Annotated in this window: 15 protein-coding genes; 3 read left to right on the top strand and 12 right to left on the bottom strand. The window is 63.2% G+C overall.

Going from position 1 to position 18,350, the window contains the following annotated elements; all coding sequences use genetic code 11:
• Positions 1 to 246: 246 nt before the first annotated feature.
• The 4 genes from ACFSOZ_RS34350 to ACFSOZ_RS34365 form a co-directional block, all read right to left on the bottom strand.
• Positions 247 to 1,431, bottom strand: a complete 1,185-nt coding sequence (locus tag ACFSOZ_RS34350; protein WP_379105565.1) for a mandelate racemase/muconate lactonizing enzyme family protein — start codon at positions 1,429 to 1,431, stop codon at positions 247 to 249.
• A 1-nt stretch (position 1,432) separates the two neighbouring features.
• Positions 1,433 to 2,539: a mandelate racemase/muconate lactonizing enzyme family protein gene (locus tag ACFSOZ_RS34355; protein WP_379105567.1), complete on the bottom strand. Its 1,107-nt coding sequence runs from the start codon at positions 2,537 to 2,539 to the stop codon at positions 1,433 to 1,435.
• Between the two features lie 52 nt (positions 2,540 to 2,591).
• Positions 2,592 to 3,329: a GntR family transcriptional regulator gene (locus ACFSOZ_RS34360; protein ID WP_379105569.1), complete on the bottom strand. Its 738-nt coding sequence runs from the start codon at positions 3,327 to 3,329 to the stop codon at positions 2,592 to 2,594.
• 107 nt (positions 3,330 to 3,436) lie between these two features.
• Complete coding sequence (locus tag ACFSOZ_RS34365; protein ID WP_379105572.1) at positions 3,437 to 4,225, bottom strand: HalD/BesD family halogenase; 789 nt, start codon at positions 4,223 to 4,225, stop codon at positions 3,437 to 3,439.
• A 105-nt stretch (positions 4,226 to 4,330) separates the two neighbouring features.
• Here ACFSOZ_RS34365 and ACFSOZ_RS34370 point away from each other — a divergent pair, with 105 nt between their 5' ends.
• On the top strand, positions 4,331 to 5,239 hold the full coding sequence (locus ACFSOZ_RS34370; protein ID WP_379105574.1) for a LysR substrate-binding domain-containing protein: 909 nt from the start codon (positions 4,331 to 4,333) through the stop codon (positions 5,237 to 5,239).
• Between the two features lie 41 nt (positions 5,240 to 5,280).
• Here the strand turns inward: ACFSOZ_RS34370 and ACFSOZ_RS34375 are convergent, their stop codons facing one another.
• The 3 genes from ACFSOZ_RS34375 to ACFSOZ_RS34385 are packed head-to-tail and all read right to left on the bottom strand — an operon-like array spanning position 5,281 to position 9,872.
• Positions 5,281 to 6,432, bottom strand: a complete 1,152-nt coding sequence (locus ACFSOZ_RS34375; protein WP_379105576.1) for an efflux RND transporter periplasmic adaptor subunit — start codon at positions 6,430 to 6,432, stop codon at positions 5,281 to 5,283.
• 15 nt (positions 6,433 to 6,447) lie between these two features.
• Positions 6,448 to 9,624: an efflux RND transporter permease subunit gene (locus tag ACFSOZ_RS34380; protein WP_379105578.1), complete on the bottom strand. Its 3,177-nt coding sequence runs from the start codon at positions 9,622 to 9,624 to the stop codon at positions 6,448 to 6,450.
• The gene (locus ACFSOZ_RS34385) at positions 9,618 to 9,872 is read right to left on the bottom strand and encodes a hypothetical protein (RefSeq protein ID WP_379105580.1); all 255 of its coding nucleotides are present in this window, start codon (positions 9,870 to 9,872) and stop codon (positions 9,618 to 9,620) included. The genes ACFSOZ_RS34380 and ACFSOZ_RS34385 overlap by 7 nt, the downstream gene beginning before the upstream one ends.
• A gap of 261 nt (positions 9,873 to 10,133) precedes the next feature.
• On the opposite strand from ACFSOZ_RS34385, the gene ACFSOZ_RS34390 reads away from it, so the two are divergent.
• Complete coding sequence (locus ACFSOZ_RS34390) at positions 10,134 to 10,724, top strand: TetR/AcrR family transcriptional regulator (RefSeq protein ID WP_379105582.1); 591 nt, start codon at positions 10,134 to 10,136, stop codon at positions 10,722 to 10,724.
• 337 nt (positions 10,725 to 11,061) lie between these two features.
• Here the strand turns inward: ACFSOZ_RS34390 and ACFSOZ_RS34395 are convergent, their stop codons facing one another.
• The 5 genes from ACFSOZ_RS34395 to ACFSOZ_RS34415 form a co-directional block, all read right to left on the bottom strand.
• Positions 11,062 to 12,084 carry a LacI family DNA-binding transcriptional regulator gene (locus tag ACFSOZ_RS34395; protein ID WP_379105584.1) on the bottom strand — a complete coding sequence of 341 codons (1,023 nt, stop codon included), beginning with the start codon at positions 12,082 to 12,084 and terminating at the stop codon, positions 11,062 to 11,064.
• Between the two features lie 308 nt (positions 12,085 to 12,392).
• Positions 12,393 to 13,184, bottom strand: a complete 792-nt coding sequence (locus ACFSOZ_RS34400) for an ATP-binding cassette domain-containing protein (protein ID WP_379105586.1) — start codon at positions 13,182 to 13,184, stop codon at positions 12,393 to 12,395.
• 3 nt (positions 13,185 to 13,187) lie between these two features.
• The gene (locus ACFSOZ_RS34405; RefSeq protein WP_111547193.1) at positions 13,188 to 14,174 is read right to left on the bottom strand and encodes an ABC transporter permease; all 987 of its coding nucleotides are present in this window, start codon (positions 14,172 to 14,174) and stop codon (positions 13,188 to 13,190) included.
• 122 nt (positions 14,175 to 14,296) lie between these two features.
• Positions 14,297 to 15,232, bottom strand: a complete 936-nt coding sequence (locus ACFSOZ_RS34410; RefSeq protein ID WP_379105588.1) for a substrate-binding domain-containing protein — start codon at positions 15,230 to 15,232, stop codon at positions 14,297 to 14,299.
• Positions 15,233 to 15,596: 364 nt separating this feature from the next.
• Entirely contained in the window at positions 15,597 to 16,748 is a 1,152-nt protein-coding gene (locus ACFSOZ_RS34415; RefSeq protein ID WP_379105591.1) for a fumarylacetoacetate hydrolase family protein, read from the bottom strand.
• Positions 16,749 to 16,988: 240 nt separating this feature from the next.
• Between ACFSOZ_RS34415 and ACFSOZ_RS34420 the strand changes: the two genes are divergently transcribed.
• Complete coding sequence (locus ACFSOZ_RS34420; protein ID WP_379105593.1) at positions 16,989 to 18,272, top strand: NAD(P)/FAD-dependent oxidoreductase; 1,284 nt, start codon at positions 16,989 to 16,991, stop codon at positions 18,270 to 18,272.
• Positions 18,273 to 18,350: the final 78 nt, after the last annotated feature.

Below are 18,350 nucleotides of genomic sequence, written 5' to 3' on the forward strand. Positions count from 1 at the left end.
TTTCTACCCTTTCCCCTATGTTTTTATGATTGACGAATTTTTGCGGATTGTTCCATTTCCGATCGTCAGAAAGGCCTGCAGACCGGGACTGTAGCATGCGATTTTGTCCGGTTCATCCAGTCGTTGGCGTGGATCTCCGGATTCCTGGCTGGACTGCTTCCACCGTCTTTGTCCGACCTTCCCGACCGAAGTCGCGGCGGTTGGCTTCTCGTCTCTTGGCTGTTCGTCTTGGCCGCTTGCCGTCATCTAGTTCAGCGGCAAACGGCGATAGGTTCCGGGCTTTGCCGGGTCATGATACTTGTTGCAGGGTCCTTTCTCGGTAAAGTCTCTGTGACAGTCGGCGAGGTTTTGCCGCGACAACGTGATGCCGAGACCGGGCCCTTCCGGCACCCGCACGACGTTGTTTCTGGGCGAAAACGGCCCTTCCTCGGTGACATCCATCGGCAGCATGCGAAACAGCGACTGGTTCGGCTCCCTGATCCAGCCGAGTGCCGCGCACAGATGCAGATAGGCCGCGCTGCCGATGCCGCTGTCGCCGCTGTAGCACCAGAAATCGATGCCGGAATGCTCGCAGGCGCCGACGAAGCGCAGCAGGCGGCCGATACCGCCATGCGTCGTCGGATTGCCGACGAAGGCGTCCGGAACCCTGGTTTCCACGGCGCGGGCAATGTCGATGTTGTGGGTCGAAAACGGGATCGAGCAATGGCGCCGCAACTCGCGCATCTCCTCGATGGTCGCAACCGGATCCTCCCAGTTGCGCACGCCGAGATCCTCCAGCGGCCGCGCCAGCCGCCGCGCCGTCGCCAGCGAATAGGCCTGGTTGGAATCGATGCGGATCATGGCATCGTCGCCAAGTCTTTTGCGGATAAGCTCGACCATTTTCAGCGAGACTTTCGGATCCTCAGTCGAGAACTTGCCTTCGAAGAAGGTCGTCCCGTGGGTCTCGTGCAATTCGACGCAATAGTCGGCGACTTCTTCCGGCGTCGTCTCGCCCTTCACCTTTGGGCCGTCGCCGCGCAGCGAAAAATAATCGGTGAACGGGATATCCTTGCGCACGGCACCACCGAGCAACTGGTAGAGCGGCTGGTTCCATGCCTTGCCGCGCAGGTCCCAGAACGCCATCTCGATGGCGCCGAAGGCCATGATGCGGGTACGGTCGTTGATCGACTGCACGCCGGTCCAGTAGGGCAGGCAGACATTTTCGGCGCCGGCGATGTCGAAGGCATCGCGGCCGACCAGCCATGGCGCCAGGACATCATTGATGATCGCGGCTGCCGCCGGTGTGGGCGCCTCGCCGAGGCCGATCAAGCCATCCTCGGTCTCGACCTCGACAATGGTCGGTGAAAATCCATCGAGCTCGCCGAACACCCAGGCATAGGGCGCCTCGAGGCGCAGGTTGATCGGCGTGGCTTTGATGCTGCGGATTTTCATCTCAGCGGCCGATTTCGAAGAACGGCGCGCCGAGCAGATCGGGAACGACGTCGATGCCGAGGCCCGGCCCGTCCGGAATGCCCATGCGGCTGCCGGTGACCGGCGGCTTGTTCGAAGCCGTGCGCACCGTCACCCATTCGTGGAAGGCGATGGCGTGCAACCGGCGTTCCTCCGGCGTCGACAGCGACAGGTGCGCCATAGCCGCGGTGTCGATCTCGGCGCCGCCAGTGTCCTCGACGGTGATCATGAAACCGAGGTCGACGGCGAGATCGCGGATCTGCCGCGTTTTCGTCACGCCGCCGAGCCGCGAGATCTTCAGCGTCAGCCCGTCGGCAGCACCCTTGCGATGAATATCGAGCATGTCGTCGAGCGAGGCGACGGATTCGTCCAGCACCATCGGCTTGTCGAGCGAACGGCGCACCGACATACACTCGTCGATGGTGGTGCAGGGCTGCTCGAATGTGTAGTCGATGGCGCGCGTCGCGTCAGCGAACTGGCGCGCCTGGTAGGGCGTCCATCCGGCATTGGCGTCGCAGAAGATAACCGTGCCTTTCGGCACCGAAGCGGCGACTGCGGTCACACGCTCGATGTCATCATGGACATTGCCGCCGACCTTGACCTGCAGCCGGTGGAAGCCGTCCTTGACGATGCGCTTCGCCAATGCCGCCATGGCGTCGATGCTGCCGTGGGTGACGACCTTGTACAGTTCCGCGGTCTCGCTCTCCCGCCCGCCGAGCAGCGTCACCAGCGGCACATCGGCGGCGCGTGCCGCCAGATCCCAGCACGCCATGTCGAGCGCCGACTTGATGTAGGGATGGCCCTTGAACACCGTGTCCATCAGCCGGCCGATGCCGGCCAGCCCGCGCGGATCCTGGCCGATGAGATGCGGCGCGATCTCGACCACGCCGACGCGCACGCCAGCCGCGAAGGCGGGCGAGTAGAAATTGCCGAGCGGCGCCATCTCGCCCCAGCCGGTCAAACCGCTGTCGGAGGTAATGGACACGATCACTGCGTCGAAGGCGTCGGCAACGCGTCCCTTCGACATGCGGTAGGGCCCGTCCACGAAGGGCTGCACGACATGGTAGGCCTTGATGTTCTTGATCTGCACGTTGTCTGTCCGTTGTCTGCTGTGTCGGGATGGGCTGCCAGACTGACCGGGCTCAGCTGCCTCCCGGGCCGCTGCGCGCGGGGCTGGCGCGATCGGCTCTGCCGCCCTTGGACGTCCGCTGTTCGAGGCTGCGCGCATAGGCAATCAGTTCCTCGTAATCGAGGCCGATATGCTCCCTGGCATGGCGCTGGGCGGCGCGCATGTCCTTGCCCTTCAGCAGCCGCACATAGGTCTCGTGCACATCTTCGGCCGGCACCGGCTCGTTGCGAGCATGCTGGTGGAGCGCAAAATACATCTGCAGCCGGCTGGTCAGCCGCTGCCAGGTCTCGAGCAGCACCGAATTGTCGGCCCATTCGTAGATCAGGCCATGCAATTGCAGCGCTGTTTCGATTTGCCTCGTGGTGTCGAGCGCGCGCGTCGCCTGCTTTACGGCCTCGTGACGCTGGTCGAGCTCGTTGAAGAAGCGCTGGTCGCGCAGCGGCCAGGTCTGTTCGATGGCGAACTCGTCCATCACCTTGTTGAACGAATAGGCGTCATCGATGTCCTTGGCGGTGACATCGATGACGAAGGTGCCGGCATAGGGGATGCTGGTCAGGATGCCTTCCTGCACCAACTCGCGCATCGCCTCGCGCAGGGGCGCGCGGCTGACCCGCATCTGCTCGGAAATCCGGAGCTCGTTGAGCTTCTGGCCTGGTTCCAGCTGGCCGGTCAGGATCGCGCGTCGCAACAGCGCGACAATCTCGGCACGCCGCGTCGTATCCGCGATCGGACTGAAATCCGCCTTGCTCATTCGGCCACTCCCAAGGAAACCGAGAGTAAGACAAGCAGATTGTCGACAATCTAACAAGAGGTCAATTTCGGATTTTTGGCGACGCTGGCGTGTCTGCCTCTTCGGCCTCAGGCCGCGCGGCCGTAGAAGCCGACCCGTTCCTCGTCGCTGAACATGACGCCGGGCTTTTCGTAGTATGAAAACACCGCGATCATGCGCTCGCGTTCGCCTTCGACGGTGGTGACGCGATGCGCGGTGTTCTTGCCGCGAAAGACGTTGAGCGTGCCGGGCTTCATGCGCAGGATCTTGGCCTCGGGGTCGCGCCCTTCGAGCAATCTGGCGACGCCGGCATAGTTCGGATTGTCGTCCGACCGCAGGTCGGTGCGGTATTCGAGGTCGCCGCCGCGTTGCGACTGCTGCAGGAGAAGGGTGGTGGTGAATTCCGAACGGTCGAAATGCCAGTTCAACGCCTCGCCGGCGCGATAGGCCATCACATTGGTACGCGCCAGCGGGTCCTGCATGACATGCAGCTTGGTCTTGCCCATCGCCGCCGCCAGGAAGCGCAGCAGCGGTTGGTATTCGTAGATGGCCAGCACGACGCTGCCGGGAATCTGGTCGGCACAGACGGTGTGGCTGATGGTCTCGACCTTGCGCAGCGCCGGATGGTCGGGCGCAAGCTCGGGAATGTCCGGCTTGAAGTAGATGTTGTGCATGCGCTTGTGCACATGCGACCGCTCAGCCATGACCGGCTGGATTTCCCGCACGGCCCTTTCAGCAACGCCGGGCCGCAAGAACCCCTCGAGATTGAACATGCCGTCGGCTTCGAGCGCGGCGATGGATTGGTCGACGAGGCGCTGCCATTCGGCGCTGCCTTCGCGGTCGAGCGGATAGCGGTCGAGATCGAGGATGTCTTTCATGATCATGGGCTCCGAGGTTTCGAGCCTATGAGAGGGCAAAAAAATCTTTCTCTCAACGCGGAAAAATATTAGGATTGGGCAAGAAAAACTTTTGGGAAGATTGATGTGGAACGGCTGCCTCCGCTGAATGCGATCAAGGCCTTCGAGGTTGCGGCGCGCGCCGGCAGCTTCACCTTGGCTGCGACCGAACTCGGCGTGTCCTCGGCGGCGGTGAGTCAGCAGATACGCAATCTCGAAACCTGGTTCGGCAAGCAACTGTTCGTGCGCAGCGGCAACCGCATCGCGCTGACCGACGCCGGCCACGCCATCTATCCGCAGACCGCGCGGGCGCTGGGCGACATCGCGGCGATCGGCCGGCGCATGCTGGAAGGCGGCTTGCGGACGCGTCTTGTCGTCAGCGTGCCGTTTTCGCTGGCCGAACTGTGGCTGGCGCCCAAGCTGGCCGTGCTTCTAGATGCCTTCCCGCAGATGGCGATCGACGTCCGGGTCGAAGACGATCCGGTCGACCTGATGCGCCAGAACATCGACCTGCGCATCAGCTATGGCGACTATCACTATCCCGGATTGAAACTCGTCAGGCTTGTCCATGACGACGTCCTGCCGGTCTGCGCGCCGGAATTCTGGCACAGGCACGGCAATGGCGATCCGGGTCTGGCGGACCTGCACGAGAGCCTGTTCATCCACACCAATTGGGGCCCGAACTATGCCTCGCACCCGACCTGGGCCGATTGGTTCGCGGCCTCCGGAGGCGCTCGCTCGCCCGACCCGTCGCACGGGCGGCGCGTTGGCCTGTCCAGTCTGGCCGTCACCTCGGCGAGGCTGGGTCTCGGGATCGCCCTTGGTCAGCGGGTCATGGCGCGCGCCGACCTGGAGGCAGGCCGGCTGATCGCGCTGTCATCCGTCTCGGTCCGCCTTGGCCATCCCTATTGCGCATTCATGCCGCCCGCCAAGGCTGATCGTGCCGATGTCGCCGGTCTGGTTGAACTGCTTACGAAAACGGCGCCCCCGACCTGACCGGTCGAAGGCGCCGTTGAAGCCGGCCCTGACGGGGGTGTTCAGGTGGCCGGCTTTTCCGGCAGCGGAGAAATCGGCATTCCGGGTCCGATCTTCTGCAGATTGCCTGTTATCACCTGATCGCCTTCGGCCACGCCGCTCAGGATCGCCACCTGATCGCCACTGGTCGGGCCGAGCGAGACCAGCCGCTGATCGACCGTGTTGCCCTTGCCGACGACGTAGAGATATTTGCCGAGCTGGCTGGAGCCGAGCGCCGTCTGCGGCACCATCAACGCATCGGCCTGCTGCTTCACATGCAGCCGGACGCGAACATACTGGCCCGGCAGCAGCGTGAACTTGCCGTTGCCGATCGTCGCCCGCGCCGTGATGGTGCCGGTCGAACGGTCGACCGTATTGTCGATGAAGGTGAGTTCGCCCTTCTGGCTGGCTTCGGTCTCGCCGGGAAGCAGGACTTCGACCTCGATCGGACCAGCCGCACGGGCCTGCTCGATCTGGGCCAGATCCGTCTCGCTCGGATTGAAGGTGACGTAGATCGGGTCGAGCTGCACCAGCGTGTTGAGCACGGTGCCGGCAACGCTGACCAAGGTTCCGACCGAGGCCTGGTTGCGCCCCAGGCGTCCGGCAAACGGCGCACGGATTTCGGCATAGCTCAGATTGAGCTCCGCCGTGCGGACCGCCGCCTGGTTGAGAGCCAGCGACGCCTGGGCTTCGCGCAAGGTGCTGGTGCGCTGGTCGAAGCCGTCCTTGGCGAGGTAGCCGCTCTTGGCAAGCTCGGTGCCGCGGCCGAGATTGGACCGGGCATAGTCGAGCGTTGCCGTGTCGCGCTGCACCTGCGCCTTCGCCTGGTCGAGAGCCGCCTGGAAGTCATCCGGTGAGATCTTGTAGAGAAGATCGCCTTGGCGGACGTCGACGCCGTCAGCAGCGGTCTGCTCCTGCAGATAGCCTGGAATCCTGGCCTGCAAGGTGATGTTGCGGATCGGCTCCGTCCGCGCGGCATAGTCGAGGTAGATCGGGATCGTCTTCTTGACGACGCTGACCACCGGCACCGGCATGACGAACGCCGCGGGGGCGGGCGCCGCACCGGCGGTGCCGGCATTGAGGCTGACATTGCCCATGTCGAGCAGGTGGACGCTGGCCACCGAGATCGCTCCCAGCGCGACAGCCGTTCCCAACGCGATTTTCCATTTACGCATGATGAGTCTCCAATCTTATTCGGCCGCTTCCGCCAGGGGAGGGAAGGCGGGTTCGGCAGTTGGTTCAGTGTGTTCAGCGGTGGGCTCGTCATTGCCACGGCGTTCGCGCAGCTGTTCGATGACCGCGTAGAAGACCGGCACGAACACCAGCGACAGGATGGTCGCCGCAACCATGCCGCCAAAGACGGTGGTGCCGATCGACTGACGGCTTGCGGCACCGGCGCCGGTCGCGAACATCAGCGGCAGCACGCCGAGGATGAAGGCGAAGGCCGTCATCAGGATCGGTCGCAGCCGCAGCCGTGCAGCCTCCATCGCCGCGTCGACGATGCTGAGGCCCTCCTCGCGTCGTCGCCGGGCGAATTCGACGATCAGGATGGCGTTCTTCGCCGCCAGGCCGATCAGCATGACGAAGCCGATCTGGGAGTAGACATCGATCTGCATGCCACGCGCCCACAGCACCACGAACGCGCCGAACAAAGCGAGCGGCACCGCCAGCAGCACCATGAACGGCATCGCCCAGCTCTCATACTGCGCCGCCAGGATCAGGAAGACGAAGACGATGGCGAGGCCGAAGACGACGGACGCGATCGATCCTGCCTTGAGTTCCTGGAAGGTGATGCCGGTCCATTCGAAACCGAAATCCCTCGGCAGTGCTGTGGCCGCCGCCCGTTCCATCGCGGCGACCGCCTGGCCCGAGGAGAAGCCCGGAGCGGCGCCGCCATTGATCGAGGCCGACGCGTTGTTGTTGTAATGCGGCACGGTTTCCGGGCCGACGAACGGCACGAGTTTGCCCAGTGTGCTCAACGGCACCATGCCGCCGGAAGCATTGCGCACATAGAGCCGCGAAATGTCGGCGGCACCCGCACGTGCATCCTTGTCGGCCTGAATGGTCACCCGGAAGGTGCGGCCGAACAGGTTGAAGTCGTTGACGTAGAGCGAGCCGAGATAGATCTGCAGCGTGTTGAACACGTCCGGCAGGTTGAGGCCGAGCAGTTTGGCCTTGCTGCGGTCGAGGTCGTAGTTGAACTGCGGCGTCGAGGTCGAGAACGGCGAGAACAGCTGCTGCGGATTGATCTCGGGCTGTTTGCGCGCCTCGGCGATCACGGCTTGCGTCGCGTCGTTGAGGGCTGAACTGCCACGGCCGGTGAGATCCTCGACGACGAATTCGAAGCCGCCCGTGGTCCCGATACCCGGGATCGAGGGCGGATCGAAGCTCAGCGCAAAGGCTTCCGGAATCTGCAGCAGCTTGCCGCGCACGTCGGCGACGAGCTTCGACGCGCTCTGGTCGGGACTGCGCTCCTCCCAAGGCTTCAGGATGGCGAATTCGACCGCCGAATTCGACTGCGCCGCACTGGTCAGGAAGTTCAGGCCGCTGATCGAGCCGACGATTTCGACGCCGGGCGTCGCCTGCAGGATATCGCGCGCCTTCTTCGCCACCGCGTCGGTGCGCTCCAGCGAAGCACCGTCGGGCAACTGGATGACGACGAAGAAGTAACCCTGGTCCTCGACCGGAAGGAAGGTCGAGGGCAGGCGCTGCCAGACGAAATAGGTGGCGACCAATCCGGCCGCGAACAGCCCCAGCATGATCCAGCGCAAGCGGATCAGAACGCGCACGCCATTGGCATAGGCATGCGACAGCCGGTCGAAGCCTGTGTTGAACCAGCGGAACAGCACGAATTGCGTTGGCTGGCGATGCCGCAGGAAGGCGGCACTGAGCGCGGGGCTGAGCGTCAGTGAGTTGAAGGCGGAGATGCCGACGGAGATCGCCACTGTCAGCGCGAACTGGTTGTACAGCTTGCCGGAGACGCCGGGAATGAAGGCGACCGGCACGAACACCGCCATCAGCACGGCGGTAGTGGCGATGATCGGACCGGTGACTTCGGCCATCGCGGCCTTGGTCGCCGCCAGCGGTTTGAGCCCGGCCTCCAGCTGTCGTTCGACATTCTCGACCACGACGATGGCATCGTCGACGACCAGGCCGATCGCCAGCACCATGCCGAGCAGGCTCAGCATGTTGAGTGAGAAGCCAAGCATCTCCATGACGACGAGCGTCGCCACCAGCGACACCGGAATGGCAATGGTCGGGATGATCGTCGTGCGCCAGCTTTGCAGGAAGAGGAACACCACGGCGACGACGAGGATGAGTGCTTCGCCGAGCGTGATCAGCACGTCATGCATCGACGCCGAGACGAAGCGTGTCGTGTCGTAGTGCATCGCGTAGGAGACGCCCTTCGGGAAACGGCCCGACAGCTCCTGCATCTTGTCCTTGACGCGCTGCTGCAGATCGAGCGCGTTGGAGCCTGGCATCTGGTAGACGGCAAGCACCACAGTCGGATCCTTGCCGAAGAAGGCCGACGATGAATATTGCAGGGCGCCGAGCTCGATGCGGGCGACGTCGCGCAGCCGCACCAGCGAGCCGGTGTCGGTGTTGGCGCGCACGACGATATCGCCGAACTCCTTGGGATCGCTCAACCGGCCGACGGCGTTGACCTGCATCTCGAAGGCGGTGCCGGCGGGAGCCGGTGACTGGCCGATCTTGCCGGCCGCCACCTGGACGTTCTGCTCGGCAATCGCATTCTGAACGTCGACGGCGGTGATGCCGAGATTGGCGAGCTTGTCCGGATCGAGCCAGACGCGCATCGAATAGCGCCGCTCGCCGAAGATCTGCACATCGCCGACACCGGGCAGCCGCTTCAGCGGATCGACCACCTGCAGATAGGCGAGATTGCTCAGCGCCACCGGATCGACCGAACTGTCCGGCGAGGTCAGGTTGACGATGAGGACGAAGTTCGGATTCTGTTTCTTGATCGTCACGCCGCCCTGATTGACGATCGCCGGCAGCGACGACGCGGCCTGCGAGACGCGGTTCTGGACGTCGACGGCGGCGGTGCTCAGGGAGTAGCCGACATCGAAGGTGATGGTGATGGTCGAGGAGCCGTCATTGGAACTCGTCGACGACATGTAGGTCATGCCTTGCACGCCGTTGATCTGCTGCTCCAGCGGCGTGGTCACGGTATCGGCCACCACCTGCGCGCTGGCACCCGGATAATGGGCGCTGACCACGACCTGCGGTGGTGTGATGTCGGGAAACTGCGAGACAGGCAGCAGGAAATAACAAATCGTCCCGGCGAGCACCATGATGATGGCGATCGCCGAGGCGAAGATCGGGCGGTGGATGAAAAAGTTTACCATGACACGCACGCCTCTCCGGCTGCTCTTGCCTTGCCGAAGGCACTGGCAACCCTGGACAGCCTTTGGCCGCGCCGATCAGCGGGCTCTTCCAGCGAACGCAGCAACGGCACGTCGCGGCGCTGCGCATCGGCGAGCGAACGCAGCATCCTCTCGAAGGCGCGCGGGTCGACGCCATCTGCTTTCATGACCAGCCGGATCATCGGATCCCGGACGGCTTCATCTATGGTAAGATCGCGGCGCTGTGGCATTGGCCGGCTCCTTGTCTGTCGATTCGCAGCCCATGCTCACGAACCGTTTTCCATCTCTTCACCGGCCGAAGCCGCATGACCTGCAATTTTCGCCCATCTCGATCTGGCCCATCTTTGATCTGGTAGGACCAGTTCACAGCCTTGTGATTGACGGAAGGCGATATAGGTGTTACCAGTAAGTAACATTCGTGACGTTACAGACCGGTAACACCCTAGTCAAGAGGCGTACCGAGGGATTTTTGGGAAACCAAGGAGGTTTTGATGGAAGACGGCACTGTGGAACGCGCTCGCCCCCGGGACAGGATCCTGGAGACGGCGCAGGATATGTTTCACAAGCATGGCATCAAGGGCGTCGGCATCGACGCGATCACTGAGGCCGCCGGAACCAACAAGATGACGCTCTATCGACATTTCGATTCCAAGGATGACCTCATCATCCAATGCCTGCGCGCCACCGCCTGCAAGGCTGGTGCGATGTGGGAAAAATTCGAAATCGAACACCCCGGCGACAAGCTGGCTCAACTGCATGCCTGGGTTCGTGTTGCTGCCGATATGCTCAGGGCGGACGGCCGCGGCTGCGACATGGCCAATGCCGCCGTCGAGTTGAGCGAGACCGACCATCCAGCTAGGCGTGTGATTAAGGAACTCAAGGAGGCCCAGCGCGATCGCCTCGTGACGCTGTGCAGGGATGCCGGCATCGGCCAGGCCGAGTTGCTCGCCGATACGCTGTCGCTTCTGCTCGAAGGCGCCCGTGTCAGCGTTCAAAGCGTCGGCACGGAAGGCCCCAGTGCGCAGTTTGTCCGCATGGCTGAAGGGCTGATCGTCTCCTTCCGCGGCACTTCAGCCGGCTGAATTCTCCCCTGCGGCCAACGGCCCTTAATCGATCTCGTGATCGAGAATGAACGATGCCTCCCGTCTTTTGGCGTGAGCAGCGCTGCAACCGTCGTTGACCGGAACGAAAAAAGCCCGCTGCCGGGAGGAGGTGGCAGCGGGCTCGATTTCGAATGTGGCGCGGGAGGAGGTGCACCCCATTCAGCGTCGGCATCGCATCTGGGAGGAGTAGATGGCCGACAACTGCAAACTAGGGGTTGCCCAACGATTCGGCAATCGTGGATCGTGCATAGCAGCTGTGCAGATTTGCTGTATCACCCGCGAAAGTTGCTGAGTGTGACCGAAAAAGCTCAGGTCTTCACTGCACCGGAACGTTTTCCCTGAAGATCAGGCGCGGTTCGATGAACTTCCTTGTCAGATAGGGCGCCGAGGAAGCAATCGAGCCAAGCAGGCGAATGACCGACTGTTCGGCGATCAGCCTGGCATTCTGGTCGATGACGACATCGAGCAGGTCGTCGACGAGATAGCCCCGAGTGTCCCGGGTGAGGTCGTGACAGATGAATACCGGCTTGCGGTTGGGCCTGGCTTCCCGGATCGCCTTTGCCACGCCCGAATGTCCGGCTCCGACGCAATAGATGCCGAGCAGTTCGGGCTCGTTGTGCAGCGCCTTCATCGTCGCGGCATAGCTGACGTCGGGCTCGTCGTTGATCTCGACGGCGCTGCTGACGGTCAGGTTGGGAAATTCCTCATTGAGCACCGAGCGGAAACCCATTTCGCGTTCTTCATGGCCGCGATAGGAGCGCGAGCCGACGACCATCGCCAGATGGCCGGTCCGGCCGCCGAGGAATCGTCCCATCAACAGCGCCGCCGTTCGCCCCGCCACCCGGTTATCGATGCCGACATAGGCCGATCGCGGTGCTGCCGGCACATCGGACACCAGCGTCACCAGGCGCATGCCGGCATCGACGATGTCGCGCAGGATGTTGCGCGTGCGTGGATGGTCGACGGCGATGACACCGACGCCATTGGCCCTGAGCGAGAGGTTTTCGACAGCGGTCTGCAGTGCGTTCGGCGAGATTCCGGCGAGGTTGTGGATCCGGCACGAGGCGACAAGCGGCAGCCGCGCGGCGTAGTCCTCGATATGTCCGGCGAGATCGCGCATGAAGGCATTGCTGCCGATCGGCAGCAGAAATTCGAGATGGGCAGGCCGCGACGGCAGCGTCACCTGGTCGGCGACCGGCAGGTAGCCGAGCTGCTTGGCGGCCTCCATGACGCGCTGCCGGTTGGCGGCACTCGCACCTGGCCGGTTGTTGAGCACCCTGTCGACCGTTGCGGTCGACAGCCCGCAGCTGCGGGCGATATCCGAGACGGTGGCTTTCATGCCGCAACCCACAGCCCGCATTTGCGGGCGATATCCGAGACGGTGGCTTTCATGCCGCAACCCACAGCCCGCAGCTGCGGGCGATATCCGAGACGGTGGCTTTCATGCCGCAACCCACAGCCCGCAATTGCGGGCGATATCCGAGACGGTGGCTTTCATGCCGTAACCCTATGTGCCGATGCGATGCCGCACCAGACGAGCGATGCGATTTGAGGTGACGGATGATTGCCACCCGTCAGCTGGATGATCATTCGGCTGCCTCGACAAGACGGCTTCCGCCGTTCTCAGGCGATGGCTTGCCATCTGCCTCAGTGCGATGGCTTGCCATCGGCGATGGCATCGCGGATTTCCTTGTCCGACATGCCGGTGATGATCCGTTCGACTTCCGCCACGCTGGTCTTCTTCGGGTCGATGTCGTCGGCGACCACCTTGCCCCGGCGCATGACGACGATGCGGTCGACCACCTGGAAGACGTGGTGGATGTTGTGGGCGATGAAGATGCACGAATGGCCCGAATCGCGGGCGTTGCGCACGAAACTCAGCACGCCCTGTGTCTCGGCAACGCCGAGATTGTTGGTCGGCTCGTCGAGGATGATGAGGTCGCTGTCGAAATGCATGGCGCGCGCGATCGCCACCGCCTGGCGCTCGCCGCCGGAGAGTGAACCGATCGGTGTCGTCGGCGGGATGTTCTTCGAGATGCCGACCTGCTTGAGCAGGTCGCGGGCGACCGTGTTCATGGCGTCCTGGTCCATCCGGTTGAGGAAACGCGGCGGCTTGATCGGCTCGCGTCCGAGGAACAGATTGCGGGCGATCGACAATTGCGTGACCAGTGCCGAGTCCTGGTAGATCGTCTCGATGCCGTGGGCGATGGCGTCGCTGGTGCTGCGCAAATTCACTTTCTTGCCGCGGATGAAGATGTCGCCGCTGGTCAGCGGAACGGCACCCGAGAGCACCTTGATCAGCGTCGACTTGCCGGCGCCATTGTCGCCGAGCAGGCCGACGATCTCCCGTTCACTGACATGGAAACTGGCATCCTCGAGCGCCTGCACGCGGCCATAGGACTTGCGGATGTTCTGCATGCGGATCAGTGGCTCGGCCATGGTTCAAGTCCCTGCCTGATGCCGGCGTTCCAGCCATGAATGGAGCGCCATCATGCCAAGGATGATCGCGCCGATGAAGATGTTGTAGGCGAGGCCGGGCACGCCGATCAGCACGATGCCGTTGCGCATGACGCGCAGGATCAGGATGCCGAGCACGGTGCCGATGATCGTGCCGCGCCCGCCGGTCAGCGCGGTGCCGCCGATCACCACCATGGCGATGACTTCGAGCTCATAGCCGGTGCCGCTGTTGGGGTTGGCGGCGGAAGTGCGCAAGGAACTGATGACGCCGGCAAGCGAGGCCATCAGGGATGACAGCACGAACAGGCCGATCTTGACGCCGCTGACATTGACGCCGCGGGCGCGCGCCGCATTGGGATTGCCGCCGGCCGCCTGGATCCAGTTGCCGGTACGGCTTTGCGTCAGGACATAGCCGAGCGCGATGGCCGCCGCGATGAACCAGAACAGCGACATGTAGATGCGGAACGGTCCGATGAAGAAATCGCCGACCAGCGCCTCCGCCAGCCAGCTGCCTTCCGCGCTCCAGGTCCGCTGCGGAAAACCATCGGTGACGAAAAGGGCGGTGCCGCGCACCACCAGCAGCATACCGAGCGTCACCAGGAAGGAAGGGATCTTGAGCTGTGTGACAAACCAGCCGTTGACCAGCCCTATGAAGGCGGCGACCAGCAGCGCTGCGACAAAGCCGACCTCCAGCGACGTGAGGCCGCTGTTGAACAGCGTCCACATCAGCACCGGCGAGAAGCCGAACAACGAACCGACCGAAAGGTCGAACTCGCCTGACGTCATCAACAGCGTCATCGCCAGCGCGATCAGGCCGAGTTCGACCGTGAAGGCCAGCGTGTTCGAAATGTTCTGCGGCGACAGGAAGTCGTGGTTGATGCTCCAGAAAACGGCGATCTCGATGACGAGCAGCACCAAAGGGCCGAATTCAGGCCGCGCGATCAGGCGTTGGATGAGCGAACGATGTTCCACGAGCAACCTGCGACAGGATTGGAAAGGCTGAGCCTTGCGCATCCGCATGCGACGGGCTCAGCGAAAAAGGGAGAAGCCAGTCGCGACCGCCGAAGCAGTCGCGACCGTCTGAGTTTGAGGTCTTACTTGCCGGACAGGACCTTGTCGTAGACCGCGGCGGTGTCCTTTTCGTAGAGCGCGCCGGTGATCACGTTGAAGCCCGGAGGAATGCCGCTGGCGGCCATGTTGGCCAGGGAGAGTGCGACATAGCTGGTTGCCTGCGGATCCTGCCACTGGCCGGCATTGACGTAGCCGTTCAGCACTTCCTGGGTGGTGTCGAGCGAGTTGCCCCAACCGACAACCGGGATTTCGCCCGGCTTGATGCCGACCTGGTCGAACACCCGCTTGATCGAGCCGGTGACCAGATCGCCGAGGCCGATGATCGCCTTGACCTTGGCCTTGTTGGCGGTGAGGTAGTCGACCATGCGGTTGATCACTTCGGCCTGGTCGAGCGTCGCTTCGGTCACTTCATAGGTGATGCCGAGCGGCCCGAAGACGCTCTTGATGCCTTCCTCTTCCTGGACGCCATAGGTGGCGCCGGGGATCTCGACCGGCATCCAGACGAAGTCGCCTTTCTTCACCAGGCCCTTGTCGACCAGATACTGCGCCCAGTGCTTGCCGAAGGTGACGTTGTCGCCGCCGACATAGGCGTTGAAATTGGCCTTCGGGTCAGGCGTGTTGAAGTTGATGATTGGGATGTTGGCCGCGCGGGCTTCCTTGACGATCTCGACAAGGCTGCCCGGATCGGGACTCGTGGTGACGATGCCATCGGCCTTGGCGGAGAGGGCGGCGCGAACCGCTTCCTGCTGCGAGGCCACGTCGTTACTGTGGAACGAGGTGTTGACGGTGTTGCCGGTGTCCTTGGCCCACTGCTTGGCGCCCGCCAGGAAGTAGGTCCAGACCGGGTCAGCCGGGCCGCCATGCGAAATCCAGTAGAACGTCTTGGCCTGTGCCGCTGCCGGAACAATCGTCAGCGCCACCAACAGGCCATATAGAACGAGTCTTAGCCGCGTCAGCATTTGATTTCCTCCCGTTTGAAGATGATCAGTTCCGAATCCGTCCCTTGTTCCGGCGACCGCCGGATTGCGTCTTTTGCCAGCGCCGGTTGGATGCATCAGAGCATTCCCTTTTTCGACGGATGGCAAGCCTCCATCTGCAGATGTAGTTGGCGCCTGACGAGGCGCCATCAACGGTCCCATCAGATTGCATCAGTTGAGGTGATTTTTCGCGGCAACCGCAGGGTTGGCGTCGACGATGCCGCCGGTGACGACCTGGATCACTCCGGCAAGCCCCGCCATCGTGCCCATCAGCAACCAGCGTCAGCCGCCGCACCTTGGCGGTCGGAATGCCGGCATGGGCGGGCTTTTTTTGGGCCAAGGCCGACTAAATGAAATCCGCCTTCGCCAGATCGCGCATCAGATGGCTGGCGCCGTAGGTCCAGTGCGGGCAGTCGGGCGACAGCCGCACCCGGTTGACCAGCGCGCCGAATTTCTCCGACGAGATCGTGACGATGTCGCCGACCTTGTGGGTGAAGCCCTTGCCCTTTTCGCCGCGATCCTTCGACGGCACGAACATGGTGCCGAGATAGAGCGCCAGCCCGTCCGGATACTGGTGGTGCGGGCCCATGGCGGCGGCAACCAGCTCTTCCGGCGAGCGGCTGATCTCGGCCATCGAGCTCGCACCCTCCAGCGAAAACCCGTCGTCGCCCTCGACCTTCAGGCGCACCACGGCCCGCTTCACGTCATCGATCGAGAAGGTGTCGTCGAACAGGCGGATGAAGGGGCCGAGGGCGGCCGAGGCATTGTTGTCCTTGGCCTTGCCGAGCAGCAGCGCCGAACGCCCTTCGACGTCGCGCAGATTGACGTCGTTGCCGATGGTGGCGCCGACGATCCTGCCGCTGCTGGCGGCGATCATGGCGATCTCGGGCTCGGGATTGTTCCAGGTCGACACTGGGTGCAGGCCGACATCGGCGCCGAAGCCGACCGAGGCCATCGGCTGGCATTTGGTGAAGATCTCGGCATCGGGGCCGATGCCGACTTCCAGATATTGCGACCAGGCACCGCGCGCGATGAGCTTGGCCTTGATCTCCATCGCTTCAGGCGAACCCGGCTTCAGCTTCGACAGATCGTGGCCGATCAGCCCGGCAATGTCGGCGCGGATGGCGTCCGCCTTTTCCGCCGAACCGCGCGCCTGTTCCTCGATCACACGTTCCAGCAGGCTGACGACGAAGGTGACGCCCGAGGCCTTGACCGCCTGCAGATCGACCGGGGACAGGAGATAGGGTTTTTTCGCATCCCGCGTGGCCTCAAAACTGTTGGCGGCGATGGCGTCGAGCGAGCCGATCGGCTTGCCCTTGGCCGACCGCACGTGGCCGGCAGGATTTGGCATCTCGCAGACATCACGTACGGTTGGTGCGGTGCTCGACGTGATGTCGAAGACGGTGCCGTCGCGCACCGTGACCACCAAAGGATGCGAGGCGCTCCTGGCACGGCCGACAAAAAGGCCCTCAGTGGGCAGGTGCGTCGGGTTCGTCATGGCGTGCTGTCCTCTGAAATGATCGGCAATGCGGGCTGGCCGGGTCGGCGCGGCACTTTCACCGGATTCCGGTCAAAGGTCTATCCCGTCGCGGACCATCGGCATGACTCTGTTCATTCGCGGAACTCGCGCTCTCGGCGGCCTGCCGGCGTCAGTCCACAGACGAAAACTGAAACGCTCTTTCAAAATCGTGAAATCCTGACTAGGATTTTCACCCAACGCAGCGCATTCAGGTGACCCTTGCCCGCACCGTTCTCCGATCCGATCTGGCGCAAGCCGCAAGCGGCTTCCGCGGTTCAGTCGCTTTTTCCCAGCGGCGATCGTGTCGATGTGGTCATTGTCGGTGGCGGCATCATGGGTCTATCGACGGCTTTGCATGCGTCCCGGCTTGGCTTATCCGTACAGGTGCTGGAGGCCGGCGAAATCGGCCAGGGCGCGTCGGGGCTCAATGGCGGCCAGGTCATTCCCGGCCTCAAATACGATCCTGAATGGCTGCTCGAGCATTTTGACCCGGAGCGCGGCGAGGCGCTCGTCAACTTTGCCGCTTCGACCGCAGATGCGGTTTTCGAACTGATCCGCGATGAAAAACTGGCGGTGCCGTTCGTCCGCAATGGCTGGATCCAGGCGGCTCATACCGAGGTTGCGCTGAAAGCAGCGGCAAATCGTGACCGGCAATGGCGGGCACGCGGCGCCGACGTCAAGCTTTTGAGCCAGGCCGAGATTGCCGCGATGACCGGCGCTCAGGGGTATCTTGGCGGCTGGCTCGATCGCCGCGCCGGTGTCATCGATCCGCTCGCCTATACGTCGGAACTGGCACGGATCGCGGCGGCGGCTGGTGTGGGGATAGCGGAGCGCCAGAAGGTCGTGCGGCTCGCCAATGCCGCCGGCGTTTGGCGTATTTCGACCGAAAACGGCCCCGAATTGCATGCGAAGACGGTCGTGCTGGCGACCAACGCCTATACCGACGGTTTGATCCCCGGCCTCGCCGAGACGATCGTGCCGCTGCATTCCTTCCAGATCGCCACGGCACCGCTGCCGCCCAACCTGGCGGCCACCATCCTGCCGGAAGGGCAGGCGGTGTCGGATTCCAGGCGCATCCTCATCTATTACCGCAAGAGCGCCGACGGCCGACTGGTGCTCGGCGGACGTGGTCGCATGGCCTTGCCGACCAGTCCCAGTGACTGGGCGCATCTCGAGCGCGCATTGCTGCGGCTCTATCCGGCACTATCCGGTGTCGCGATCGAAAAGCGCTGGTTCGGCCGGGTGGCGATGACGCCGGACCACCTGCCGCACATCCACGAGCCGGAGCAAGGCCTTTTGGCCGTGGTCGGTTGCCAGGGGCGTGGCGTTGGCCTGATGACGGCGCTTGGCGAGCGCATCGCAACCTATCTTTCCAGCGGTGACGCCAGGCAGTTGCCATTTCCGGTCTCGCCGATCCGGCCGATCCCGTTCCACGCCTTCCGGCAGGTCGGCGTTGCCGCGACCATCGCCTGGTATCGTCTGCTCGATGCGCTGGAACGCTGACGCAGCAATTCACGCCAATGGGATCCTCTTTGGGGATTCTGCTTGACAGTTTCATGAATATGAAAAATTCTTAGGTAA

Origin of the sequence: Mesorhizobium newzealandense (genome assembly GCF_042682145.1) — a bacterium.
Taxonomy (GTDB): Bacteria; Pseudomonadota; Alphaproteobacteria; order Rhizobiales; family Rhizobiaceae; genus Mesorhizobium; species Mesorhizobium newzealandense.

Coding starts and splice junctions, on each gene's coding strand:
- ACFSOZ_RS34380 (WP_379105578.1), bottom strand. CDS start 9,624: ATGGTAAACTTTTTCATCCACCGCCCGATCTTCGCCTCGGCGATCGCC.
- ACFSOZ_RS34375 (WP_379105576.1), bottom strand. CDS start 6,432: ATGCGTAAATGGAAAATCGCGTTGGGAACGGCTGTCGCGCTGGGAGCG.
- ACFSOZ_RS34400 (WP_379105586.1), bottom strand. CDS start 13,184: ATGGCCGAGCCACTGATCCGCATGCAGAACATCCGCAAGTCCTATGGC.
- ACFSOZ_RS34360 (WP_379105569.1), bottom strand. CDS start 3,329: ATGAGCAAGGCGGATTTCAGTCCGATCGCGGATACGACGCGGCGTGCC.
- ACFSOZ_RS34385 (WP_379105580.1), bottom strand. CDS start 9,872: ATGCCACAGCGCCGCGATCTTACCATAGATGAAGCCGTCCGGGATCCG.
- ACFSOZ_RS34350 (WP_379105565.1), bottom strand. CDS start 1,431: ATGAAAATCCGCAGCATCAAAGCCACGCCGATCAACCTGCGCCTCGAG.
- ACFSOZ_RS34410 (WP_379105588.1), bottom strand. CDS start 15,232: ATGCTGACGCGGCTAAGACTCGTTCTATATGGCCTGTTGGTGGCGCTG.
- ACFSOZ_RS34365 (WP_379105572.1), bottom strand. CDS start 4,225: ATGAAAGACATCCTCGATCTCGACCGCTATCCGCTCGACCGCGAAGGC.
- ACFSOZ_RS34415 (WP_379105591.1), bottom strand. CDS start 16,748: ATGACGAACCCGACGCACCTGCCCACTGAGGGCCTTTTTGTCGGCCGT.
- ACFSOZ_RS34390 (WP_379105582.1), top strand. CDS start 10,134: ATGGAAGACGGCACTGTGGAACGCGCTCGCCCCCGGGACAGGATCCTG.
- ACFSOZ_RS34395 (WP_379105584.1), bottom strand. CDS start 12,084: ATGAAAGCCACCGTCTCGGATATCGCCCGCAGCTGCGGGCTGTCGACC.